Genomic DNA, 23884 nt, shown 5'->3' on the forward strand with positions numbered 1-23884 from the left:
CCGCTTGCGGCGGGCTGCGAAACAAGACTGTACAGCAGGTCAGGGGGTGCGGTCGAACTCGCTACCGGCGGCCCTGATTCCCGGGGGAAAGACACCGCCTACGGCGCGGCGGCGTCCACCGCCTTCACGATCCGCTTGTCGGAGACCGGGTACGCGGTGCCCAGGGCGTGGGCGAAGTAGCTCACCCGCAACTCCTCGATCATCCAGCGGATCTCCCGGGCCGCGGCGGGCACCGGACGGCCCTGCGGGAACTGCTCCAGCAGCCAGGCGTATTCGTCCTGCATCTCCTTCACCTTCGCCATCCGGGTGCGGTCCCGCTCGGCGTGGGTGGGCAGCTGCTGCAGCCGGCGGTCAGCGGCCACCAGGTAGCGCATCAGGTCCGGCAGCCGCTTCGCGCCGTGCGCCGTGACGAAGCCCGGCTTGATCAGCGCCGCCAGCTGCTCCTTGATGTCCGTGAGCGACGGGAGCAGGGAGGGGAACGAGGTCTCCTTCAGCCGGCGCTCGCACGCCTGCCAGGCGGCCAGCACCTCCTGGACCTGCTGGATGGTCTTGAGCGTGACGTCCACCAGGTCGGCGCGGACCGCGTCGAAGAGCTTGCGGAAGGACTCCTCGTCCCACGCCGGACCGCCCCGGGCCGCGATCAGCCGGTCGGCTGCGGCGGTGACACAGTCGTCGAAGAGTGCCCCGATCGAGCCGTGCGGATTACGGGACAGCGCCAGCTTCTGCTGATTGCTCAGCTTGCCCTGGGCGAACTTGGCCGGGGAGGACGGGATGTTGAGCAGGATGAGGCGGCGGGTGCCGGCCCACATCGCGGTGAGCTGCTCGGCCTCGGTGTCGAAGAGGCGGACGGCGACGCTGCTGCCCTCGTCGACCAGCGCCGGGTAGGCCTTCAGCGGCTGGCCCGCGCGCCGGGTTTCGAAGGTGCGCGGCAGGGTGCCGATGGTCCAGGACGTCAGGCCGGTCCGCTGCTCCGGGCCGGCCGTCGCCCGCCCGTCGTCCGCGCCGCCCTTGCGGTCCCCGGCGGGCCGCTCGGCGCCCTGCTCGAAGGCCTTGGAGAGGGCCGCCCTGGTCTTCGGCTTGAGCTTCAGCCGCAGCGCCTCCAGGTCCTTCTCCTCGGCGAGCTTGCGGCGGCGCTCGTCGACCACCCGGAAGGTGATCTTGAGGTGGTCGGGGATCTTGTCCGGGTCGAAGTCCGCGGCGTCGACGGGCACGCCCACCATCCGCTGCAGCCCCGCGGCCAGCGAGGTCGTCAGGGCGCCCTGCAGGGGGACCGTGGAGTCCAGGAAGCGGGCCGCGAAGTTCGGTGCCGGGACGTAGTTACGGCGGATCGGCTTGGGAAGCGACCGGATCAGCTCGGTCACCAACTGCTCGCGCAGGCCGGGGATCTGCCAGTCGAAGCCCTCGGAGGAGACCTGGTTGAGGACCTGGAGGGGGATGTGGACGGTCACGCCGTCCGCGTCCGCGCCCGGCTCGAACTGGTAGGTGACCTTGAACTTCAGCTTTCCCTGCCGCCAGGAATCCGGGTAGTCGTCCTTGGTGACGGCCTCGGCGGATTCATTGATGAGCATCGAGTGCTCGAAGTTCAGCAGCTCCGGCTCTTCGCGCTGCTGCTTCTTCCACCAGGCGTCGAAATGCGCTCCGGAGACCACATCGGCCGGGATGCGCTGGTCGTAGAAGTCGAAGAGGGTTTCGTCATCGACGAGGATGTCGCGGCGCCGGGCGCGGTGCTCCAACTCCTCGACCTCGCCGAGGAGTTTGCGGTTGTCGTGGAAGAACTGGTGGTGGGTGCGCCAGTCGCCCTCGACCAGGGCGTTGCGGATGAACAGATCCCGCGAGGTCTCGGGGTCGATCCGGCCGTAGGCGATCTTGCGCTGGGCGACGATCGGGACGCCGTAGAGCGTCACCCGCTCGTAGGCCATCACCGCGGCCATCTTCTGTTCCCAGTGCGGCTCGCTGTAGGTCCGCTTCACCAGATGCTGGGCGAGCGGTTCGATCCACTCCGGCTCGATCTTCGCGTTCACCCGCGCCCACAGGCGCGACGTCTCGACCAGCTCGGCCGACATCACCCAGCGCGGTGGCTTCTTGAAGAGCGCGGAGCCGGGGAACACCGCGAACTTGGCGCTGCGGGCGCCCAGGTACTCGTTCTTGGCATCCGTGTCCTTGAGGCCGAGATGCGAGAGCAATCCGGACAGCAGGGAGGTGTGGATGTGGTCCGGCGCGGCATCTTCCTCGCTGAGGTGGATGCCCATGGTCTTGGCGACCGAACGCAGCTGGGAGTAGATGTCCTGCCACTCGCGTATCCGCAGGTAGTTCAGGAACTCGCTGCGGCACATCCGGCGGAAGGCGGAGGAGGACAGCTCCTTCTGCTGCTCGCGGACATAGCGCCACAGGTTGAGGAAGGCGAGGAAGTCGGAGGTCTCGTCCTTGAAGCGGGCGTGCTGCTGGTCGGCCTGCTGCTGTTTGTCGGCGGGCCGCTCGCGCGGGTCCTGGATGGACAGCGCCGCCGCGATGACCATGACCTCGCGGACACAGCCGTTGCGGTCCGCCTCCAGCACCATCCGCGCCAGCCGCGGGTCGACCGGCAGCTGGGAGAGCTTGCGGCCGAGCGGGGTCAGCCGCTGCCCCTTCTGCCCCTGCTTGGAGGGCTTCTGCTCTGCGTCGAGCGCCCCGAGCTCGCGCAGCAGATCGACGCCGTCCTTGATGTTGCGGCGGTCCGGCGGGTCGATGAACGGGAACTTCTCGATGTCGCCGAGGCCGGCCGCGGTCATCTGCAGGATGACGGAGGCGAGGTTCGTCCGGAGGATCTCGGCGTCGGTGAACTCGGGACGGGAGAGGAAGTCGTCCTCGGAGTAGAGGCGGATGCAGATGCCGTCGCTGGTACGGCCGCAGCGGCCCTTGCGCTGGTTGGCGCTGGCCTGCGAGACCGGCTCGATGGGCAGCCGCTGGACCTTGGTGCGGTAGCTGTAGCGGGAGATACGGGCCATGCCGGGGTCGATGACGTACCGGATGCCCGGGACGGTCAGCGAGGTCTCGGCGACGTTCGTGGCCAGCACGATCCGTCTGCCCGTGTGCCGCTGGAAGACACGGTGCTGCTCGGCGTGCGACAGCCGGGCGTAGAGCGGAAGGACCTCGGTGAACGGCAGGGCCTTCTTGTTGAGCGCGTCCGCGGTGTCGCGGATCTCCCGTTCGCCGGAGAGGAAGACCAGGACGTCGCCGGGGCCCTCGGCCTGGAGCTCGTCCACGGCGTCGCAGATCGCGGTGATCTGGTCGCGGTCGGCCTCTTGGCCGCCCTCTTCCAGCAGCGGGCGGTAGCGCACCTCCACCGGATACGTCCGGCCGGAGACCTCCACGATGGGGGCGCTCGGCTTCGCCTCGTCGCTCCCGGAGGTGTCGGTGCGGTCCGGCGTCGCACCTACGGACGCGAAGCTGCCGAAGTGCCGCGCGAACCGCTCCGGGTCGATGGTCGCGGACGTGATCACGACCTTCAGATCCGGGCGGCGGGGCAGCAGCTGCGCCAGATAGCCCAGGATGAAGTCGATGTTGAGGCTGCGCTCGTGTGCCTCGTCGATGATGATCGTGTCGTACTGGCGCAGCTCGCGGTCCGTCTGGATCTCGGCGAGCAGAATGCCGTCCGTCATCAGCTTGACGAGGGTGTCGCCGCCGACCTGGTCGGTGAAGCGGACCTTCCAGCCGACCGCCTCGCCCAGCGGGGTCTTCAGCTCCTCGGCCACCCGCTCGGCGACCGTACGGGCCGCGATCCGGCGGGGCTGGGTGTGCCCGATCAGGCCCCGGATGCCGCGGCCGAGCTCCAGACAGATCTTGGGGATCTGGGTCGTCTTGCCGGAGCCGGTCTCACCGGCGACGATCACGACCTGGTGGTCGCGGATCGCGGCGAGGATCTCGTCCTTCTTCTGGCTGACCGGCAGCTCTTCCGGATAGGTGATCCCGGGCACCGCGGCCTGCCGCTGGGCGACCCGCAGCTCCGCCTCGTCGAGGCCGGCGGCGATCTCGGCGAGCACGGCGGCCCGGGCCTCGGGCTTGCGGATCCGGCGCGCGCCGTCGAGCCGGCGCCCCAGCCGCTGCTGGTCGCGCAGCATCAGCTCGGGCAGCCGCTCCAGCAGAGCGGTCAGGGTGGGAGCGGGGGTGCCGGGCGGGGTGGAGACAGCGCCGTCGGGCAGGGCGGAGGCAGGCTGACTGGACATACGTCCCCCAGGATCTCACCTCACGTAATCGACTGGCGAACCATTTGCCCGTACGGCCGGATCACGGGCCCCGGGGCCGCCGCATACGGGGCATCTGCCCGGGTATGCCCCGTGTCGCTGCTTTAGCGTGTCCCTATGGCTGATCATCGCGGCGCTTCCGGCCCGCCGGGCGGAACCGCTCCGCACGGCGGGCCGCGGACCGGCGCTCCGGGGCGGGCGGCCGTCGGGTGGGCGGCCTTCAAGAGGTCGCCCTACTTCCCCGCGGCCGTGCTGATCTTCATCGTCGCCGCGGCGGCCGGCCTGTTCGCCGGCTCGTACACGTACGCCATGGCCAACCCGACGCCCCGCTCCATCCCGACCGCCGTGGTCGGCTCTCCCGACACCCCGCCGGTGAAGGCCTTCGCCCAGGGGATGGAGAAGGCGCTGAACGCTTCGCTCCGGCTGACCGGGTACCGCACCTACGGCCAGGCCCGGCGGGCCGTCGACGAGCAGGAGCAGTTCGCGATCCTGCGCGCCCGCGGCAGGGGCGTGGAGCTGGACGTCTCCGGCGCCTCGGGGGCCACGGTGGCGCAGCTGCTGACCCAGTCGGGCGCGAAGGTCGGCCAGGCGATCGGCGTGGACGTCCGGATCCGGGACATCAAACCGCTGCAGAAGGGCGATCCCCGCGGTCTGGCGCTGTTCTACATCTCGCTGGCCGCGGTGATCATCGGCTTCGTCGGCGCGATCCAGCTCAGCGTGCACGCCCGCGGCCTGCGGCCGGCCGAGCGGATCGCCTGTACCGCGGTCTATGCGCTGCTGGGGGGCTTTTGCATCGCTGCGGTGGTGGACTGGTGGCTGGGCGCGCTGCGGCTGCCGTTCGTGGAGTCCTGGCTGATCCTGGCGCTGACGATGTTCACGTCCGGCATGGTCTTCACGATGTTCAACGCCCTCATGGGGCGCTGGGCGATGATCCCCACCTGGGGACTGATGGTGCTGCTGGGCAACCCCTCCTCGGGCGGTGCGGTCTCCTGGCCGCTGCTGCCGTCCGCCCTCGGCCTCGTCGGCCGCTGGCTGCCGCCGGGCGGCTCGGTCAACGCCCAGCACACCGCCGTCTACTTCGGCGGCCACCAGCACGCCTTCCCCTTCCTGGTGCTGGCCGGCTGGGCGGTGCTCTCGTGCACGGTGTTCTGGATCTGGCGGCACGGCCATCCGGATGGCGGCGGGGAGGCGGTGGCGCCCGCCGCGGACGCGTGAGGCGCGACGGGGCGTGTGCCGGGTGCCGCGCGCCGGGCCCAGGCGTCGGGCGGAAAAAGAAAGCCGTCATCGGCACCGGCGGAATGGGCGGAATCCACGGACACGAAGGATGCGAAGGACGCGAAGAACACGAAAAAGGCCCCGATTCCAGGAATCGGGGCCTTCTCCCAATGGGTGTGGCTGGGGCCGGGGTCGAACCGGCGACCTATCGCTTTTCAGGCGATCGCTCGTACCAACTGAGCTACCCAGCCGCAGCGGTCCTGACGGGATTTGAACCCGCGGCCTCCACCTTGACAGGGTGGCGAGCACTCCAAACTGCTCCACAGGACCTTGCATTGTGCGAAAGCGGCGTGAACCAGTCTCGCACACGGTGATGCGTGCCCCCAACGGGATTCGAACCCGTGCTACCGCCTTGAAAGGGCGGCGTCCTGGGCCACTAGACGATGAGGGCTGGTGGCCACCTTGGCGTCGTTACCGGCGCCGTCGGGGACGTGAGAAGCATATGGGATGGGAGGACCGTTCGCCAAAACGGTTTACCGGGGGCCGCCGGAAGGGCTCCTGGCCGGGCGCGGAAGCGGGCCGGACGACGGGCCGGAAGAGCCTCCGGAAGAAGGCCCGGAAGAGACTCCCGAAGAGGGTCCGGACGGGTGAGGCGGGCCGGACGGCGAGGGCGTGGCGCCGGGTTGGTTCTCGCGGGGGAGGTGGCGGCTGACCTCGGCCCGCGACAGGCCCAGCCCGCCGAGGGTGATCTCGTCCCACGCCTGCAGCCGTTTCGTCGTCCGGTCCAGATAGAGCACCGACGCCTCGACCGGCGCGGGCTTCCTGTTCTGCACCGCGCGCAGCCCGCCGCCGCCCGTGGAGCCCTCGACCATCAGCCGGGTGCCCTGGGGGAGCGTGGTGATCTCGCGGTGGTGGAGGTGGCCGGCCAGTGCCAGCGGGGCCAGGCCGTCCGCCTCGGTCACGGCGGTGGGGTTGTGGGCCAGCGCGATGTCGACGGGGGTGCCGGCCAGCCGCTGGGTGCGCAGCGAGTCGGCGAGCTTGCCGCCGGCGGTGCGCTCGGCGGGCTCGCCGGCCGCCACCACGGAGCGGTCCGGGGTGAACTGCGGGTCGCCGACGCCCGCGAGGCGCAGGCCGGCGACCCGGGCGACCTTGCCGTGGTCGAGGACGGTGACGTGGCGGCGGCCGGTCAAGTACTTCTGCGTGCCGCGCGAGTCGTGGTTGCCGCGCACCCAGACGTACGGGGCGCCGAGGCTGGAGACCGGGTCCAGGAAGTGGTTCTCGGCGGCCGAGCCGTGGTCCATGGTGTCGCCGGTGTCGAGGATCACGTTGATCCGGTACTGCTTCACCAGGGAGGCGATGATCCGCCAGCCGGCGGGGTTGAGGTGGATGTCGGAGACGTGCAGCACCCGGATGGTGGTGGGTTCCGGCCGGTAGACCGGCAGCGTCGAGGCGGCGTCGTAGAGCTTGGTCACATTGGTCACCAGACGCGCCAACTCCTTCTGGTAGACGTTGAATTCGCTGACGATATTGCGGGCGTTGCCGACCACGGACGGGGCCGAGGAGAGCAGCCCGGAGAACTTCGGCTCCAGTACGGACTTGGGGTTCCAGGTGGCGTACGCGGTGCCGGCGCAGGCGGCGAGCAGGGCGAGCGCCAGCCCGCCGGCGGCCGGCGCGCGGCGCGGGCGGCGGTGGACGGCCAGGCTCAGCGCGGTCGCGCCGGACACCACGGCGATACCGGAGTGCAGCGCCAGCCCCAGGGCGCCGCGGGTGACGTCACGGGTGACCTCGTCCTGCAGGCCGGCGAACCGCTCGGGGTGGTCGACCAGCGCCCGGGAGCGGACCGGGTCCAGCCGGTCGACATCGACGTCGAGCGACACGGGTGCGTAGTGGCTGCTCAGTTCCAGGTCGCCGAGGGGCGGGACGTTGATCCTGGTGCCGCCGGTCAGCGAGGGGCGCAGCGCCATGCTGGTGTCCATCGGGCCGACGGGGGCGTGGACGCCGCCGATCAGGACCAGCCCCAGCCAGCCGCCGAGGACGGCCACGGATACCAGGCCGAGGGCGGAGCGCAGGGGGCGGCGCGGGGCGGCGCCGAGCGGGGTGGAGGAGGCCGGGTGGGCCGAGGAGCGCGACGGGGCGGGGACGGGGGCGGCCGGGGCCGTACGGCGGAAGCGGTAGGCGCGGCGGACGGCTGCGGGCAGTGCGGGTACGCCGTGGAGCCAGACGAACAGCAGCCGGTGCGGCGGGGTGCGCGGGGTGTCGGGGTGCGGTGTCGGGGAGCGCGCGGCGCGGGCCATTGGTCCGGTATGCCCGGCCGGTGGCACCGCTATGCGGGGAGCGGCGGCTTCCGGTTGGGGTGCGGAGTGACGGGCGGGACGCGACGATCGGTGTGGGTCCGGGTGGCGGAGAATGGTGGTGTGCTGGAAATGACGCGCGAGGAGTTCGAGGAACTGGTCGCCGAGGCGCTGGACCGGATTCCGCCGGAGCTGACCCGGCTGATGGACAACGTGGCGGTCTTCGTCGAGGACGAGCCCCCGGCCGGCGATCCCGAGTTGCTCGGGCTGTACGAGGGGACGCCGCTGACCGACCGCGGGGAGTGGTACGCGGGCGTGCTGCCGGACCGGATCACCGTCTACCGGGGGCCGACGCTGCGGATGTGCGACACGCGCGAGGACGTGGTCGCGGAGACCGAAGTGACGGTCGTTCACGAGATCGCGCACCACTTCGGGATCGACGACGAACGGCTGCACGCGCTCGGCTACGGCTAGGGCCACCGGGGCCCCTGGCTCGGCCCGGTCCGCGGCGCCCGGAGCGATCCGCCGGGCCCGGTGCGTGTCCTCGGGTGGGGAGCGGGAGTTGGGCAGGGAGTCCGTACCGCTGTCCCTGCGCTCCGGATCCGGAGGTCCCGCCGTGCGCCCGAGCCCCTGCCATTCGCCCCTGACGCCGACACCGTCCCCGTCGTCGTCTCCGTCGCCGTCCGTCACCCCTGCCGAATCGTCGCGCCCGCCGGCGCGCCGCCGGCACTCCCGGGCCGTCGCCGCGGCCGTGGCCGTCTCCGCGCTGGCCGCGTCGCTGGCCGGCTGTATGAGCGTGAGCGATCCGGAGAAACCGAGACCGTCCGGCAGCAGTGCGCGGCACGACGGGGAGGGCGGGCTGCCCGGCCCCGGCGGGGTGACCGTGGACGGCCGCGGCGGCGGACCGCGGCGGATGGGCCATCACGGCGCCGGGCGTCCGGCCGGCGACGACGACAAGGCGAAGAAGAAGTCGGGGAGCGCCGAGCCGACGCCGTCCGGGCCGGGTGAGCCGTCCCAGCCCGTGCAGCCGTCGGGGCCCGAGCCGGGGGCGGGCGGCGTCCACGGCGGCTCCGACGGTCACGGCGGGCGCCCCGGAATCCCGAAGCCCTCGCCGTCCCGCCCCGACCGCCCCACCCCGCCGGCCTCGCCCCCGCCCGGTACGCCCCCCGCGCAGCCGAGCCCGCCGGCCAGCAGCGCTCCGCCGCCGCCGAGCTCCCAGGCGTCCGGACCGTCGCCCGTCTCGCCGATGTCACCGGAGCAGTCGCAGTCGCAGCCGGGGTCGGATCCGTACGGGGAAGAGGCGTAGGAGCGAAGAGGGGCGGAGGGGGCATAGCGCATACAGGGGGCGGAAGGTGTGTGTAGCGGACGAAGGTGCGGGGCGCCGCCCGGGGTGCGCAGCCCGGTGCGGCAGGTGGTGGCAAGGGGCCGACGGCGGGGGCCGGAAGGTCATTTGCCATCCGGGGGGCGGAGTGCGTATGGTGGTAGATCGTTTGATCCCATTTGCCCGGCGCCAGAACAGAAGCGCGCCGCGTGGCGCGTTCTCTCCCTTGCCGTGGCTGACCGCATAGAGGCGGTCGTGTGAAACACACGGAGTTTGGGCGCGTGCCGAGACTCCGGAAGGTTTCGCATTTCGCATGTCCATTTCCACTGAGCAGTCCGTCATGCCCGCACTCGACGAGCAGGCGGTCCCCGAGGTGACGGCGGCCGACGAGGCCCCCGAGACCGACGCGGCCGAGGCCGCCACCGACACCGTCACCTTCGCCGACCTCGGACTGCCCGAGGGCGTCGTCCGCAAGCTCGCGCAGAACGGCGTCACCACCCCCTTCCCGATCCAGGCCGCGACCATCCCGGACGCGCTGGCCGGCAAGGACATCCTCGGCCGCGGCCGCACCGGCTCCGGCAAGACGCTCTCCTTCGGTCTGCCGACCCTGGCCACGCTGGCCGACGGCCACACCGAGAAGAAGAAGCCGCGCGCCGTCATCCTCACCCCGACCCGTGAGCTCGCGATGCAGGTCGCGGACGCGCTCCAGCCCTACGGCGACGTCCTCGGCCTCAAGATGAAGGTCGTCTGCGGCGGTACGTCCATGGGCAACCAGATCTACGCCCTGGAGCGCGGCGTCGACGTCCTCGTCGCCACCCCGGGCCGGCTGCGCGACATCATCAACCGTGGCGCCTGTTCCCTGGAGAACGTCCAGGTCGCCGTCCTCGACGAGGCCGACCAGATGTCCGACCTGGGCTTCCTGCCCGAGGTCACCGAGCTGCTCGACCAGGTGCCGTCCGGCGGTCAGCGGATGCTGTTCTCCGCCACGATGGAGAACGAGATCGGCACGCTGGTCAAGCGTTACCTGACCAACCCGGTCAGCCACGAGGTCGACAGCGCCCAGGGCAACGTCACGACCATGACCCACCACGTCCTCGTCGTGAAGCCGAAGGACAAGGCGCCGGTCACCGCCGCCATCGCCGCCCGCAAGGGCCGCACCATCATCTTCGTCCGCACCCAGCTGGGCGCCGACCGCATCGCCGAGCAGCTCGTCGAGTCCGGCGTGAAGGCCGACGCGCTGCACGGCGGTATGACGCAGGGCGCGCGCACCCGGGTGCTCGCGGACTTCAAGGACGGCTACGTCAACGCGCTGGTCGCCACCGATGTCGCCGCCCGCGGTATCCACGTCGACGGCATCGACCTGGTCCTGAACGTCGACCCGGCCGGTGACCACAAGGACTACCTGCACCGCTCGGGCCGTACCGCCCGCGCCGGCCAGTCCGGCACCGTCGTCTCGCTGTCGCTGCCGCACCAGCGCCGCCAGATCTTCCGCCTGATGGAGGACGCGGGCGTGGACGCCTCGCGCCACATCGTCGGCGGCTCCGGCGCCTTCGACGAGGACGTCGCCCGGATCACCGGTGCGCGCTCGCTCACCGAGGTCCAGGCCGACGGCGCGAACAACTCCGCCAAGCAGGCCGAGCGCGAGGTGGCCGAGCTCACCCGCGAGCTGGAGCGCCTGCAGCGCCGCGCCACCGAGCTGCGCGAGGAGGCCGACCGGCTGACCGCCCGCGCCGCCCGTGAGCGGGGCGAGGACCCGGCCGAGGCGCTTGCCGCCGCGGCCGTCACCGCCGAGGCCGAGGCCGCCGCCGAGGCCGCCGTACCGGCCCAGGCCGGCACGTCGGACGACCGCCGCGACGACCGGGGCAACTTCGACCGCCGTGACCGTCGTGACGACCGCTCGGGTGGCCGTTCCTTCGACCGTGACCGTCGCGATGACCGCTCGGGTGGCGGTTTCAACCGCGACCGCCGTGACGACCGTTCCGGTGGCCGTTCTTTCGACCGTGACCGTCGTGACGACCGCTCGGGTGGCGGTTTCAACCGTGACCGTCGCGATGACCGTTCCGGTGGTGGCTTCAACCGTGACCGTCGCGATGACCGTTCCGGTGGTGGCTTCAACCGTGACCGTCGTGACGACCGCTCGGGTGGTGGCTTCAACCGTGACCGTCGTGACGACCGTTCCGGTGGCCGTTCTTTCGACCGTGACCGTCGTGACGACCGCTCCGGCGGTGGCTTCAACCGCGACCGCGGCGACCGTCCGAGCCGCCCCTTCAACCGTGACGACCGCTCCGGCGGCCGTTCCTCCGGCGGCTACCGCTCCGGTGGCGGCGACCGTCCGTTCAACCGTGACGACCGCTCCGGCGGCCGTCCGTCCTCCGGTGGCCACCGCGGCGGCGGCGACCGCCCGTACGGCCGCCGTGACGACCACCGCGGCGCCACGACCGGCTCCGGCGGCCGCCGTGACGACAAGCCGCGCTGGAAGCGCAACGGCTGATCACATCCGCTGATCCGCAGGGCCCGTACGCACTCAAGTGCCGTACGGGCCCTGTATGTTGAGGGGGTGCGGAGCGCCCCGCCCGGTGCGCCGGCGGGCCCCGCGGCTCTCCACCGGGCAGCCCGATCCCCAATGCCTTCGGGCTGCGGCACATCCTCGGGCTATGCTGCTCGGTGCGGGCCATTAGCTCAATTGGCAGAGCAGTGGACTTTTAATCCATTGGTTCAGGGTTCGAGCCCCTGATGGCCCACAGCGATGAAGGCCCCGCCGCCTGGAACGGAGTGTCCAGGGGGCGGGGCCGCTGTCTGTTTTGGGGCCTTGAAGCGGGGTCTGCCGGCCCGCCGCCGGCCCGAGAGCCGGGCGATCACGTGAGGGACGTCCCCCGCCCCAAGAACTCGTCTGCTGGATCTCCGGATCGCGTCAATGGGCCGTCAAATCGATGCCCGGCGAACCCCATCTGGCGGCGTGGTCTGCCTACGTTGGCCGTGCGTACTGGTCATGTACGGCTTCACCATGGGGGACTGCGATGGCGCACGAGCATTTTTCGATACATCCCGAGCCGGTTACGGCCTTGGCCAAGGACTTCACGTGCTCTTCCGGTCACTTGGACGGCCGTATCAGCACCTTCGCCACCCGTGCGGAGAACGTGGACGACGCCTTCGGCGTGATGGCCGAGTCCACCGAGGTCCTTTCCCAGTACGTGGAGATGACCCGCCACACGGTGACGTCCCTGCGGCAGCTGAGTGCCGGGCTGCGGCACTACGCCGCGGGTCTTGAGCACACCGTTGCCTCCTATCAGGGAGCCGATTCCGCGCAGGCGCAGCGGTTCGGGGGGAAGTGACATGGCCGACTCGCAGCATGAGCAGCAGCCGAAGATCGAGAAGAGCTTCAACCTGTTCAACCCCGGTGGGGATCCGTCCGTCCTGCGCGCCTGTGCCGAGGCGTGGCGCCACATGGCCCATGATCTGAAGAGCACGGTCGAGGCCCAGGACCACGAGGTCACCCGGCTTGGCGACAACTGGACCGGCGCCGCTGCCGACGCCTTCCACGCCCACTGGAAACACACCAGGAGCCAGGTGGAGAAGGCTCTGCCGCAGTTCGCAACCGTGGCGCATCAGCTGGACACCACCGCTGATGCGATCCAGAAGGCCAATGACGAGGTCCACCGCGTGGTCGAGGAGGTCCTTGCGACGGTGGCGATCGGCATCGGACTGTCGGTGCTGACCGCTGGCTTCTCCGACGCCATTGCGGCGGGCGCGGCCGAAGCGGAGATCGCCGAGGCGACGGCGGAGGTCACCCGGCTCGGACAGCTCCTGATCAGGGTTGCCAAGGAGATGGAGAGGGTGAAGGAGGCGATGGCGGACAGCAAGCTGCTCAAGTTCGCCATCGAGTTCGGCAAGAACACCGGCGCCAACTTCATCGGCAATGTCGGCGGGAAGCTCGTCACCGGCCAGGAGATCACCTGGAGGACCACGGGGCAGGACCTTCAGGATGCCGCCGTGGCCGGGCTGGTGGGCACGGGGATCACGGAAGGGGCGGGCAGGATCGGGGAGAAAGTGGACAAATGGGCGACCAGTACGGGACAGCATGCTGCTGAAGGAGCGTGGGCTCCCGGCAAGGCCATCGGCGCGGGGCTGGAGGGTAAGAACCTGCTTGGCAGGATGGCCACGGAGGGTGTGGGCAGCGCGGGCGGCCAGGCCGCGGCGGACGGGGCGGAGATCATCTTCGAAGGGGAGGACAAGGACATCCTCCGGGACGCGGCGTTCAGTGGCGCTGCCGGCGCTACCGCCGGCGGCGCAAACCACGCAGGCGAAAAGATCAACGACGGCGGTGGCGAGCACCGTGCAACCAACCGAAACGGGTTCCCCGGTTGGCAGCAGATCCCCGTCGACGGCACCATCTACGGCGCCGGCAACGCCGCCAATACTGAACTGGGCAGCTCTGACTGACAGTGTTCGAAGTCCGCAAAAGCATCAAACGTTTCCGTGACGATCCGGCCTGGAAGTACCGCAAGCACGCCCGGGACTACCTCGCCACATTCGACCGCGGCGGCTACCCCTTCAGCCTCGGCCCCGACGGCCTCGCTCTTCGTGACCTGCTCCAGGGCAGCCTCCACGGTCGGGAAGTGAGCCTGTTCCACCTCCTCGCATGGCAGCGCGGCGCCAAGGCGAATGTCGCATGGACCTACTCGGTGGCCGTACTCCCGCTTCCCCGCGCACTTCCGGCCACGTCCTTGACGAGCCGCAGATTGGCGGCATCCCATCGGGTGGAAAACCGCCCCGCGCTCAATCGCGCCACGGGTCGCGCCAAGGACTTGCCGGACCTCGGCACCCACCTGGTCCGTTACTGCGCTTCCGATCCCGACTTCGCTGCCCTCATCAGCACGTACGCCATGGAACGGCGCATGCACGACGTCCGGTTGGGCTGGCGCATCGAGGGAAACCGCATGATCGGGTGGACGCATGGGCGCGAGACCTACGAGGACCTTCTCTCCCTCGCCGAAACCGTCGCGGCGATCATCGACGACTTCCCCGAACGGGTGTGGCGTTGGCCGGAGTGAGGAGGCCGGAAGCCCCAGGGGTGGGCTGCCGGCCAACCCGGCCCCGCCATGACCCATCCGGCTCCCGAGGATTCGCCGCCCGGCGCCGTAGCGGAAACGCTGGGGACGTCGATGCGGCCGCCACCACGGTGCTCGTACGGACGGGCGGGAGTGGGAAGAGGCCGGTGCGGATGCTCCAGGACGAAGTGCGTCCCAGGGATGACGACGGAGGGCGGCCGGTGCGCCGCGGCCGGCGGCCGAAGCTGTCCGGGTTGTCCGGCCGTCGCCTGGTGCGGCTGCTTCCCGCCCTTCTGATTGCCGGCGGCGTGGTCGTCGGTGTCGTCACGCCGGCCGGCTACACGGCCGCGCCCTTCTTCTGCGCCGCCCCGCTGATCGCCGCGTCGGTCTCCTCCCTGCGCAGTACCACCTTCACATCCCTGACCGCCGTGCTCGGCGAGATCTGGGCCGTCACCTATCGGGGTGCCATCGAGGACTACCAGGAGTCCGTGGCGGAGAGCGCCATGGTCCTCGTGGTCGCCCTGCTGGCCCTCGGCCTCAACCGGTTCGTCCGGAGGAGCGATGCCCATCTGGCCTCCGTACGGGACATCTCGGAGGCCGCCCAGCGCGCCGTACTGCCCACGCCCCCCGAACGGCTCGCCGGCCTCGGCGTCGCCGCCCGCTACGTGGGTGCGCGGGCGGATGCCCGGATCGGCGGCGACCTCTATGCGGTGCAGGACACCCCGCACGGCGTACGGCTGATCGTCGGCGACGTGCGGGGCAAGGGGCTGGAGGCGGTGGAGGCAGCGGTGATCGTCATCGGTGCCTTCCGCGAGGCGGCGGAGCAGGAGACGACGCTGGAGGCGGTGGCGGGCCGGCTGGAGCGGGCGCTGCAGCGCGAGGGCGGACGGCGCGCGGGGCTCGACCAGTTCGAGGGGTTCACCACTGCCGTCCTCGCCGAAATCCCCGCCAACGGGCAGTCCGTGCTGCGCGTGCTCAACCGCGGCCATCCGTCTCCGCTGCTGCTCACTCTGGACGGCGGGCTGCGTGAGCTGGTGCCCGCGGCGCCGGCGCTGCCGCTGGGCATGAGCGAGGTGGCGAGCTGGCCGGACCGGTCGGACGAAACGTTCTTCCCGGCCGGCGCCCTGCTGCTGTTCTTCACCGACGGGGTGACCGAGGCCAGGGACCTGCTGGGCCGCTTCTACCAACCGGCGAGCAGACTGCGCGGCCGTCGATTCCCGGGGCCGGACGCCCTCCTGGACACGCTCGTCGAGGATGTCGCACGGCATACGGGCGGCGCACCGGCCGACGATATGGCCCTGTTGGCGGTGCAGCGGCCGATGAGGGCGTAGGGACTGTGTGGGGAGGACGTAGGGAGGCGTAGCCCCGGCACGCTCGTCATGCCCTGCGGCAGGCCCCTACGCCAAGGTCCCCACGCCACGCCCTCCGTCGCGCCTCGCGACACGTCCTACGCCCGGCCCTGCGCCACGCCCTCCGCCGAGTCCTCCGCCCCCGGGAGCCGGTGCAGGCTCTCGCCGTGCGGACCGGTGAGCGCGACCGGGCGCTCGTCCAGAGCGAGGGTCAGCAGCCGCGCGTCATCCGGGTGCGGCGAACGGAGCGCCGGGGCGGGGATCCAAGGCAGGACGGACGGGGGCTCGTGGGAGATCCAGTGCCCGCCGCCGGGCCGTCCGCGCAGCAGCGACCGTACGAGATGCGTGAACTCCTCGCGGCGGGCGGGCGCGAGGTCGGCCAGCGCGGCGCTGTGGAAGATGACCAGTGTCGCCCCGGGCGGCGCCTCGGCGGCGAGCGCGGGCAGCTCGTGGAGCAGGTCGCCGCGCACCAGCCGTGGCCGCGGCGCCGCCCGCACCGCCTCGACGGCCGCGGACAGCCGTGCGGCGCGCTGCTCGTCGCCCGGCCAGACGAGCGCCTGCAGCCAGCGCAGATCGTCCGGTTCGGCGGCCGGGTCGAGCGGGTCGAGGCCGATACCGGCCCGCCAGACGATCCGCGGCATCCGGTCCCGGCCGGGCAGCTCGTCGGCCGTCCACCCCGTACGGCACTCCAGCACCAGCGGACTCTCCGGCGCCCCTGCCTCCGCCTCCGCCTCTGTCTCTGTCTCCGCCTCTGTCTCAGCCGCTGCCTCCGCCTCCGCCTCGGTGAGTCGGGCGCCGCTTCCCCCGTCGTCCTCGTACCGGCGCAGGTAGCGGTAGCGATAGCGATAGCGGTCGGGATGCAGACACAGCCCTGCCGACGTGCCGACCTCCAGCAGCGCCAGCGGCTGCGGCAGCCGGGCGAGCAGCGGCAGCAGCGTCGCGCAGTGGCCCGGTTCGTCGGCCCGGGGCGAGCGCTGCATGATCACCGCACGCACCTCGTCCCAGTGCCGTACCGTCCACTCGCGCCAGCGGCCGTACGCCGTTTCGTTGCGCGGCCCCAGCTCGGCGTGTGGGCCGTCGAGATAGCGGACGGCGGCGAGCAGAAGCTCCGGCTGCTGTGCGCCGTCGGCCGGCAGCGATCCCGACAGCAGATCGCAGAGCTCCGGGTCCTGGCTGATCCGCGCGCTCAGCTCCGCATGCGCCGCGGACCGCCCCCGCGCCTGGCACCAGGAGAACTCCCGGTACCGCTCCGCCACCTCCCAGGCGCCGACAGCGGCGCGCTCGACGTGACGGGTGTTCCCGGTGTTCCCGAGGTTGACGGCCATGATCCGACGTTACTGCTCTCACGTTCCGTAACCGAGGGGCACCCCTCCGCATAACGACTGGTGCACAATCGCCCCGAGATCGTTTAGGCGCGGACGGCCAACTCGCCCGGTTTGTAGCCGTGCTGGCCGCAAAAGTCCAGGCCAAGGCTCCCGCGAAGCCGCTACGAAATCCCGGGAAGGCTTGGAATTCGCCTGCGTTCTCTATTACTGTCCGATAACGCAGCGCGGTCGTCCCAGCCGTCGCAAGAGGCGGCACCGTGCGCAGACGCCGAATCCCGCACGCGCTTTTCACGCACCTCCAGCACCTCGAACTGCACCAAGGGAACCGGGGAACCACTTCCTTGGGGTGAATCGGACGCTCTCCGCCAGCGGGCGCCCGTAGGAGACCTTCCTGCTCCGAACCCGTCAGCTAACCCGGTAGGCGAGAAGGAAGGAAAGGAGAGCGCCCCCGTGGCGTCCAACAGGCCTGCTCCTGAGGGTCCGTCCGCCTACGACCTCGATGACCGAGGTGCCTTCGCGGGCCCCGGTGATGCGGACAACATCAATGACGGGCCGTGGGAGGAATGGAATCCCACCGAGGATTCCGTCCGCTCGGTCCGCGGCAAGCACCGGGTGGCCAAGCAGCGCGGCGGCGGGCTCGCCCGCGGTGGCACGGTCCTGGGCGTCGGCGTCATCGCCGCGGTCGGTGCCGGCGGAATGGCCACGGCCGAGGGCCGCCCTCCGGTGCCGATCTCGATGCCCGACGTCGGCGGAATGGACGTCGGCGGAATGGCCGACGACCTCGCCGAGAAGTTGCCGGACGCCAAGTCCCTTCCCGGCATCGGTGACCTCATATCGGACGAGGGCACGGATTCGGGCGCGGGCACGGCTTCGGCTTCGGACCCAGGCACGGTTTCGGCCTCGGCCTCGGGCGCGGATTCCGCCGTAGCCGGCAACGCGGCCCCAGGAGCCGGAACGGACAAGGCGGCGGCTCCGGCCACCACCGGGCCCCTCACCCGGGCCACCCGGACGGGTTCGGGCGCGGACGCCGGCGAGGCGCTGCGCAGCCGCATCCTCCAGCAGGCCGACGCGCAGCAGGGTGCCGCCGAGCAGGAGGCCCGCGAGGCCGCCGAGCACACCGCTTTCCAGACGGCCGCCAAGGCAGCCGACGCCCATCAGAAGTCGGCCGAAAAGGCCGCAGCAGCCAAGAAGGCGGCCGAGTTGGAGGCCAAGCGCGAGGCCGAAGAAGCGGCCCGTCAGAAGGCGGAGGCCGCCCGCCTCGCCGAGCTGGCGAAGAACTTCATCGCTCCGGTCTCCTCGTTCACACTCACCGCGAGCTTCGGCCAGGCCGGCGACCGCTGGGCCGCGGACCACACCGGGCAGGACTTCGCCGCGCCGACCGGCACTCCCGTCAAGGCCGTGCACTCCGGCACCATCACCCAGGCCGGCTGGGCCGGCTCGTACGGCTACCGCATCGTCCTCACCCTCGACGACGGCACCGAACTCTGGTTCTGCCATCTGTCCTCGATGGTGAAGACCTCCGGCAAGGTCAGCACGGGCGAGGTCATCGGCCGCGTCGGCGCCACCGGCAATGTCACCGGCCCGCACCTCCATCTGGAGGTGCGCCCCGACGCCGGTGATCCGATAGACCCCATGCCGTGGCTGCGCGATCACGGGATCAAGGTGTGACGCGTGGCTTCGGCGGGTCGCGTGGGCTTCAGCGGTGAGGCGCGGCTGCGGTCCGTGACGTGGCGTCCGGGTGTGACGTGCGGGTTCAGGGTGTGACCTGCGGGTTCGGCGTGTGACACGCGGCTTCGGGGCGTGACGCGCGGCCTTCAACGGGCATACGTCGGACGGAAGTTGGCGCCGAGGGCGTCGCGGGGTGCTGGGAGTGCCGGCTGCGCCGGGCGCGCCGACGGTGTCGGAGGCGTCGGAAGCGTCCAAGAGGGCAGGGGGAGCGGAAGGAATAACTCCGCTCCCCCCGACGTTGCCACCACACATGACCGCGACACACACCCCCCGAAATCGTCAGTCCCTCGGCTCCCTCTCGGTCTCCCCGCTGTCCCTCGGCGGCAACGTCTTCGGCTGGACGGCCGACGAGAGCGAATCCTTCGCCGTCCTCGACGCCTACGTCGCGGGCGGTGGCAACTTCATCGACACCGCCGACGTCTACTCGGCCTGGGTCCCCGGCAACAAGGGCGGCGAATCAGAGACCGTCCTCGGCAACTGGCTGGCCTCCCGCGGCAACCGCGACGATGTCGTCATCGCCACCAAGGTCGGTGCCCACCCGGACTACAAGGGTCTGTCGGCCGCCACCATCAAGTCCGCGGTCGACCTCTCCCTCTCCCGTCTGCGCACCGACTACATCGACCTCTACTACACCCACTACGACGATGAATCGGTCGAGGTCGGGGAGTTCCTCACCGCCCTCGACGACCTCGTCCGGGCCGGCAAGGTCCGTGAGATCGCCGCGTCCAACATCTCGGCGAAGCGCCTGGAGGAGTCCCTGGCCTTCTCCGCCCGCGAGGGCGTGGCCCGCTACGTCGCCCTCCAGCCGCACTACAACCTGGTCTCCCGCGACACCTACGAGGGCGAACTCGCCGACGCGGCCGCCCGCCACGGCCTCGCCGCGGTCCCGTATTACGCCCTCGCCTCCGGCTTCCTGACCGGCAAGTACCGCCCGGGAACCACCGTCGACAGCGCCCGCTCCGGCGGCGCGGCCCAGTACGCCGACACCGACCGCGGCCGACGCGTCCTCCAGGCCCTCGACACCGTCTCCGCCGCCCACGAGGCCGAGCCCGCCACCGTCGCCCTCGCCTGGCTCGCCGCCCAGCCCACCGTCGCGGCCCCCATCGCCAGCGCCCGGACGGTGGAGCAGCTGCCGGCCTTGCTGGCGGTGGGCGACCTGGCTCTTACGGAGGCCGAACTGGCGCTTCTGAACGAGGCTTCTGCCTGAACCCACTGAGAGATGGGGAGGGGGCTGGCCCCCAGGGGGCGTGTCCCAGGGAGGGGCGAGCCTGAGCGGGGAGGCGGGCCGGGGAGCCGGGCCACCCAGGCACGGCACCGCCCCCTCCCCGCCTCGCCCCCTCTCCGCCCTCCGCTCCCGCTCTACTTCCGGCGGTCGACCGCCACCCACGACGCCAGCGCCACCCCACCCGCCACCGCGAACACCGAAGGCCAGGCCCCGATCTTCTTGGCCAACGGATGCGACCCGGCAAACGCCGCCACGTACGCCCCGCTGAGCGCCGCCGCCGTCACGTTCCCCGCCTTGTGCTGCCACCCCCGCGCCGCCACGGCCCCGGCCGCCGCCAGCGCGACTCCGCCCAGCGGCCGCTTCTTGGTCCAGCGGGCGGTGGCGTAACCGCCTACCAGGCCGGTTGCTGCAACCACTGCCGTGGGAACCCGAACCATCTCCGTAACCTCCCTCGAGGGACAACTCCCCCGACCTCGCGCCCCCGGGGGGAAGTACATTCGGATCACTCCTCCTTGGCGGGCCGTTCGTATTCGTGGACAGCGATGACGTTCGGCTTGTCCCCGTCCATCTGGATCGCCACACCCTGCGGCGTGTGGATCACACGGGCCGAACCGGTGGCGTTCGCCCCGTACTCGAGGAGTACCTCCCGCTCGTTGTGCATTTTACCCCCTCCTGTTAGCTGAATTGCCAATTGTCCATTTTTATTGAATAGAGAATGGAATGCGAAGAAAGTCAGATTTCGGGTTTCCGTGATGCGCTGCCGGGTGCCGCCGGGCGATATCCCCCGGAGGGCGGGTCGCCTCCGGGGTGGTGCTGGCGACCCGTCAGGCCTGGTGGTTCGTCCGGCCGTCAGGGGTGTCCTGCGGGTCATTCATCATGAACGGCTCCGTGGCCGGATGTCCAGCCCTCGCTTGAACGATTCTTCTACTGGGCCTCTATGTTGTGAAGTGCCCTTTTTGTGAACCCTCGACTGTTAGTAAAGTAAATTTGATCGAACCTGATTAACCGGGCTACTCTGCGGCAGGATCAGTTCGAGGAGGGGAGCGAGGCGTGCCACAGGATTTTGCCGAGTGGCTCGAGGGGGTGCTGCGGCAACGCGGGATGTCCCAGAAGGCCTTGGCGGAGATGATCGACGTGACGCCGGCCGCCGTGAACGGGTGGGTGAACGGCCGCTCGGTTCCGCGCTACGAGAAGATCACGCTCATCGCGGCTGCGCTCGAAGTGGCGGTCGAGGACGCGGTGGACCTGCGAACGCCCGGAACGTCATCCTCCGAATTGGAGTGGATGTTTCGTGAGGCGCCGAAGGACGGCGGTCGGGAAGGCGGCAACGCCGCTGCGTTCGCCTTTGCGGCGAATCTGGAGGTCCTCGCCCGTGAGGCCACCCAGAACAGCCTCGACGAGCGGCTCGAGGGCGGGCCGGTGGTGTCGCGTTTCGTTCTGCACGAGCTGACCGGGCAGCACCTGCGGGACTTCCTGCGCGCATTGCGCTGGGACGAGATCGAGAAGCACCTGCAGGCGGCGGCCGATCCCAGCCAGAAGGTCGGACGTGTGCTGCTCGACGGCTTGCACGAACTCGAGCGCACGCAGCGGCTCGTCCTGCTACGGGTCGACGACTACAACGCCACGGGTCTTACCGGGCCGGAGTACGAGGACGGCCGGTTCTCGCGAGTGATCCGGCGGACGCTCGACAGCGGCAAGGCCGACACCCAGGGCGGCTCGTACGGCCTGGGGAAGGCGGCGCTGTGGGCGGCGAGCCGGTTCGGTCTCGTGCTGGTGAACAGCACTCTTTCGCAGCCGCAGAACGGGCGCTGGGAACGCAGGATGGCGGGTCGCCTCGAACTCCCCTGGCATGCGATCGGGACCCAGGAATTCGCCGGCCCGGCGTGGTTCGGTGCCCTCGACCACGAGCGCGAGAACGCGGCGCGATCGTGGTGGGGCGACCCGGAAACGGCGCGGAGCCTCCATCTGGAGCGGGACGGTTCCGAGCCGGGCACCTCCTTCTTGGTGATCGGCGCCTATGACGGTTCCGGAGACGCCGAGCAGTTGGAGGAGATGCACGAGCTCCTGGTACGGGGAATCGCGTGCAATTTCTGGGCTTCCATGGTGGGGGGCGAACGGTCCGAGCCCCTGCTGCGGGCGTCGGTCGCCTCGTGGCGCAACGGTCGGACGGTGATCGCGGAGCAGTCGATCGACCCGCATCGTCATGAACCTGCTCGATCCCGCGCGGTCAAGGCGTTCCTCGACGGACGTACGGTGTCGGAGATCACGGGGCGGGACGATGTGCTCGAAACCGCGGTGACGCTCAAACTGCCTCGGGAGAAGGGGACGTCCCCGGCCGATCGGGCGGCACCCGGGACGCACGATGCGGTCCTGCTGGTCACGCCCGCGGGAGACACCGAGGTGAAGCCCGACCGGATCTCCTACATGCGCGCCACGCGCATGGTGGTGAAGAGCAAGAGGATCGGAGACCTCCCCCTCGGACACCGGAGCTTCCAGGCGGTTCTGCTCGCCGGAGCCGCCGCCGGTAAGGACTCTCTCGACACGGAGGCGGCCGAGCGGCTGCTGCGGACCGCGGAACCGCCGGACCACAACGACTGGGTCGGCACCGAGGACCTCACTGCCACCTATGTCCGAGGCGCTCAGCAGCGCATCCTCGATTTCAAGAGGGATGCGGAACAAAGAGTGCGCGAGGTCCTTCGCGGCCAGGAGGCGGAACAGAACGAGGACGAGGGGCCCGACATCCTCAAGGAACTGCTCCGCCTGGATCCGCCCAAGGCGGCGCGTACCCAGGGCTTTCCCGTCGTGCATGCCGTCGAGGGATGGCTCGACGACCAGTCGGCGTGGCATGTCCGTGTGACGGTGAAGTATCCGGAACGGGAGGACCCTTGGGTGCTCGCTCCGGTCGTCCGGTTCGCCGGGCGCGACGGAGGCGGGACTCCGGTCCGCTGGGCGGAACTGGTGCCGGAACAGAATTGTGAATTGACGAAGCACGGAAATCTTCTGTTCCGCAGGGGACGTCGGGGGACCTTCAGCGGAGTGACGGATGTGTCCGATCACCCGGTGCCGGCCGCGATGTCGCGTATCGAAGTGGATGTCCCGCGCGCGAAGGAGGCGGCGCAGTGAAGGCGATTTTCCCCTATCCGGTGTTGTCGGGCGATGTCGTCCTGTCGGTGGACCGGGTGTTCGTCGACAACACTCCGCGTCGTTGGGACAAGATCTCCGATCAGGAACATGTGATCGCTCTGCACGAGGTGAAAGGAGACTGGAACGAAATACGGATCAAGGTTTCGGTCACTGCCGACGGCGACGAATTGACGGACGGTCCGTGGAAATCAGCGGTGTGCGTGGCGGTCGTACGCAACAGGCGGACGAAGGTCCGGCACAACTTCTCCTTGCGCGCCGATGGGGCGGGACAGTGGATCGGTGAGGTCGAACTCCGGCGCGGCGAGCACGTGGGCCGGTGCGAGATCGACGCATGGATCGTCGCCGAGGTCGAAGACGAGCACGGGCGCCTCGTGGGCAGGGCACGTGACGTCTGGCATGCCGATTTCGAGGCCGATGTTCCCACTCGGCAACGCTCCATCAAGATGGTGTGGAAGGACTTCACCGACGAGACCAACCCCGAACTCAACGCCTTCCGCGAGGATCCCTGGTTGTTGGACGGCCAGGCGGACGAGCCGTTCCTCTACCTGAATTCCGCGGTCGAGGGTTTGCGGGCCGTTCTTGAAAGGGCCGCGTCCGCTGAGCAGAAAGTCGTGCGAGAGATCATGGCATCACAGATCTCTGCCGAGGCATGGGTGGCCATGTTCAACGCCGCGCTTTATGCGAGTGGGATATCGGACGGCGTGGCGCAGTGGCCGGGGGGGTGGCACGAGGACGTTCTCAAGCGCATGCTGCCCGCCCTTTTCCCGGACCGTACTCCGGATGAGGCACTGACCGAACTGGTCGAGCGCCGGATGGAGGGAGAGAGCGGCGGAGACCTTCAAAGGCGTCTCATGCACGCAGCCACCCTCCAGTCCAGAAAACCCAAGGCAGTGACGAGCGTATTGAAGACGGTGGGACGTATGGCGACCGAGGAGACGGCGTGAAAGCCACCAAGAGCGTGGTGCCCGAGGGAAGAATCGGACGCCTCTCGGATTCGGCGGCGCTCAGGGTGTTGACC

Annotated in this window: 17 protein-coding genes, 4 tRNA genes and 1 riboswitch; of the genes, 13 read left to right on the top strand and 8 right to left on the bottom strand. The window is 70.3% G+C overall.

The annotated features are described in order from the left end of the window. Nucleotides 1–98: 98 nt before the first annotated feature. Nucleotides 99–4202: an ATP-dependent RNA helicase HrpA gene (gene hrpA / locus D9V36_RS23950; RefSeq protein ID WP_129295584.1), complete on the bottom strand. Its 4104-nt coding sequence runs from the start codon at nt 4200–4202 to the stop codon at nt 99–101. 135 nt (nt 4203–4337) lie between these two features. On the opposite strand from hrpA, the gene D9V36_RS23955 reads away from it, so the two are divergent. Then, on the top strand, nt 4338–5435 hold the full coding sequence (locus D9V36_RS23955; RefSeq protein ID WP_129295585.1) for an ABC transporter permease: 1098 nt from the start codon (nt 4338–4340) through the stop codon (nt 5433–5435). Between the two features lie 177 nt (nt 5436–5612). Here D9V36_RS23955 and D9V36_RS23960 read toward each other — a convergent pair. The 4 genes from D9V36_RS23960 to D9V36_RS23975 all read right to left on the bottom strand — a co-directional run bounded on the left by D9V36_RS23960 (nt 5613) and on the right by D9V36_RS23975 (nt 7729). Then, nucleotides 5613–5686, bottom strand: a tRNA-Phe gene (locus tag D9V36_RS23960). A 4-nt stretch (nt 5687–5690) separates the two neighbouring features. Then, nucleotides 5691–5765: transfer RNA gene (locus D9V36_RS23965), tRNA-Asp, on the bottom strand. A 48-nt stretch (nt 5766–5813) separates the two neighbouring features. Next, a tRNA-Glu gene (locus D9V36_RS23970) sits at nt 5814–5886 on the bottom strand. 82 nt (nt 5887–5968) lie between these two features. Further along, entirely contained in the window at nt 5969–7729 is a 1761-nt protein-coding gene (locus D9V36_RS23975; protein WP_206739724.1) for a metallophosphoesterase family protein, read from the bottom strand. A 120-nt stretch (nt 7730–7849) separates the two neighbouring features. On the opposite strand from D9V36_RS23975, the gene D9V36_RS23980 reads away from it, so the two are divergent. From D9V36_RS23980 to D9V36_RS24015, 8 genes are all read left to right on the top strand, one after another. Then, entirely contained in the window at nt 7850–8200 is a 351-nt protein-coding gene (locus D9V36_RS23980) for a metallopeptidase family protein (RefSeq protein WP_088798549.1), read from the top strand. A 277-nt stretch (nt 8201–8477) separates the two neighbouring features. Further along, nucleotides 8478–9032: a hypothetical protein gene (locus D9V36_RS23985; RefSeq protein WP_241721007.1), complete on the top strand. Its 555-nt coding sequence runs from the start codon at nt 8478–8480 to the stop codon at nt 9030–9032. A 328-nt stretch (nt 9033–9360) separates the two neighbouring features. After that, nucleotides 9361–11538, top strand: a complete 2178-nt coding sequence (locus D9V36_RS23990; protein ID WP_129295586.1) for a DEAD/DEAH box helicase — start codon at nt 9361–9363, stop codon at nt 11536–11538. A 177-nt stretch (nt 11539–11715) separates the two neighbouring features. Then, nucleotides 11716–11788, top strand: a tRNA-Lys gene (locus D9V36_RS23995). 354 nt (nt 11789–12142) lie between these two features. Beyond that, on the top strand, nt 12143–12379 hold the full coding sequence (locus tag D9V36_RS24000; RefSeq protein ID WP_241721008.1) for an ESX-1 secretion-associated protein: 237 nt from the start codon (nt 12143–12145) through the stop codon (nt 12377–12379). Between the two features lies 1 nt (nt 12380). Next, complete coding sequence (locus D9V36_RS24005) at nt 12381–13487, top strand: WXG100 family type VII secretion target (protein WP_129295588.1); 1107 nt, start codon at nt 12381–12383, stop codon at nt 13485–13487. 2 nt (nt 13488–13489) lie between these two features. Continuing rightward, on the top strand, nt 13490–14098 hold the full coding sequence (locus D9V36_RS24010; RefSeq protein WP_129295589.1) for a hypothetical protein: 609 nt from the start codon (nt 13490–13492) through the stop codon (nt 14096–14098). Nucleotides 14099–14268: 170 nt separating this feature from the next. Further along, a complete protein-coding gene (locus D9V36_RS24015; protein ID WP_129295590.1) occupies nt 14269–15426 on the top strand; it encodes a PP2C family protein-serine/threonine phosphatase in 1158 nt (385 codons plus the stop codon). Between the two features lie 116 nt (nt 15427–15542). On the opposite strand, the gene D9V36_RS24020 is transcribed toward D9V36_RS24015, so the two are convergent. Further along, the gene (locus D9V36_RS24020) at nt 15543–16769 is read right to left on the bottom strand and encodes a DUF2332 domain-containing protein (RefSeq protein ID WP_129295591.1); all 1227 of its coding nucleotides are present in this window, start codon (nt 16767–16769) and stop codon (nt 15543–15545) included. A gap of 292 nt (nt 16770–17061) precedes the next feature. After that, a riboswitch (cyclic di-AMP (ydaO/yuaA leader) is annotated at nt 17062–17208 on the top strand. An 11-nt stretch (nt 17209–17219) separates the two neighbouring features. Here D9V36_RS24020 and D9V36_RS24025 point away from each other — a divergent pair. Next, nucleotides 17220–18437 (top strand): M23 family metallopeptidase, encoded by a 1218-nt coding sequence (locus D9V36_RS24025; protein WP_129295592.1) that lies wholly within the window; start codon nt 17220–17222, stop codon nt 18435–18437. A 310-nt stretch (nt 18438–18747) separates the two neighbouring features. After that, nucleotides 18748–19704, top strand: coding sequence for an aldo/keto reductase (locus D9V36_RS24030; protein ID WP_129295593.1), 957 nt, complete (start codon nt 18748–18750; stop codon nt 19702–19704). A 152-nt stretch (nt 19705–19856) separates the two neighbouring features. Here D9V36_RS24030 and D9V36_RS24035 read toward each other — a convergent pair whose 3' ends face one another. Continuing rightward, on the bottom strand, nt 19857–20159 hold the full coding sequence (locus D9V36_RS24035) for a hypothetical protein (protein ID WP_206739725.1): 303 nt from the start codon (nt 20157–20159) through the stop codon (nt 19857–19859). Between the two features lie 65 nt (nt 20160–20224). After that, complete coding sequence (locus D9V36_RS41080) at nt 20225–20383, bottom strand: hypothetical protein (RefSeq protein WP_164993020.1); 159 nt, start codon at nt 20381–20383, stop codon at nt 20225–20227. Between the two features lie 389 nt (nt 20384–20772). Here D9V36_RS41080 and D9V36_RS24040 point away from each other — a divergent pair, with 389 nt between their 5' ends. Continuing rightward, nucleotides 20773–22845, top strand: a complete 2073-nt coding sequence (locus D9V36_RS24040; RefSeq protein ID WP_241721009.1) for a helix-turn-helix transcriptional regulator — start codon at nt 20773–20775, stop codon at nt 22843–22845. Further along, complete coding sequence (locus D9V36_RS24045; protein ID WP_129295594.1) at nt 22842–23810, top strand: hypothetical protein; 969 nt, start codon at nt 22842–22844, stop codon at nt 23808–23810. Before D9V36_RS24040 ends, D9V36_RS24045 begins: the two co-directional genes overlap by 4 nt. The last annotated feature ends 74 nt before the right edge of the window (nt 23811–23884 follow it).

It is taken from the genome of Streptomyces lydicus (assembly GCF_004125265.1).
Lineage (GTDB): Bacteria > Actinomycetota > Actinomycetes > Streptomycetales > Streptomycetaceae > Streptomyces > Streptomyces lydicus_C.

Bases quoted from the DNA above. Each gene is read 5' to 3' on its own strand.
- D9V36_RS41080 (WP_164993020.1), bottom strand. From the start codon at position 20,383: ATGCACAACGAGCGGGAGGTACTCCTCGAGTACGGGGCGAACGCCACC.
- D9V36_RS24035 (WP_206739725.1), bottom strand. From the start codon at position 20,159: ATGGTTCGGGTTCCCACGGCAGTGGTTGCAGCAACCGGCCTGGTAGGC.
- D9V36_RS24020 (WP_129295591.1), bottom strand. From the start codon at position 16,769: ATGGCCGTCAACCTCGGGAACACCGGGAACACCCGTCACGTCGAGCGC.
- D9V36_RS24030 (WP_129295593.1), top strand. From the start codon at position 18,748: ATGACCGCGACACACACCCCCCGAAATCGTCAGTCCCTCGGCTCCCTC.
- hrpA (WP_129295584.1), bottom strand. From the start codon at position 4,202: ATGTCCAGTCAGCCTGCCTCCGCCCTGCCCGACGGCGCTGTCTCCACC.
- D9V36_RS23975 (WP_206739724.1), bottom strand. From the start codon at position 7,729: ATGGCCCGCGCCGCGCGCTCCCCGACACCGCACCCCGACACCCCGCGC.
- D9V36_RS24005 (WP_129295588.1), top strand. From the start codon at position 12,381: ATGGCCGACTCGCAGCATGAGCAGCAGCCGAAGATCGAGAAGAGCTTC.
- D9V36_RS23955 (WP_129295585.1), top strand. From the start codon at position 4,338: ATGGCTGATCATCGCGGCGCTTCCGGCCCGCCGGGCGGAACCGCTCCG.
- D9V36_RS24015 (WP_129295590.1), top strand. From the start codon at position 14,269: ATGCTCCAGGACGAAGTGCGTCCCAGGGATGACGACGGAGGGCGGCCG.
- D9V36_RS23990 (WP_129295586.1), top strand. From the start codon at position 9,361: ATGTCCATTTCCACTGAGCAGTCCGTCATGCCCGCACTCGACGAGCAG.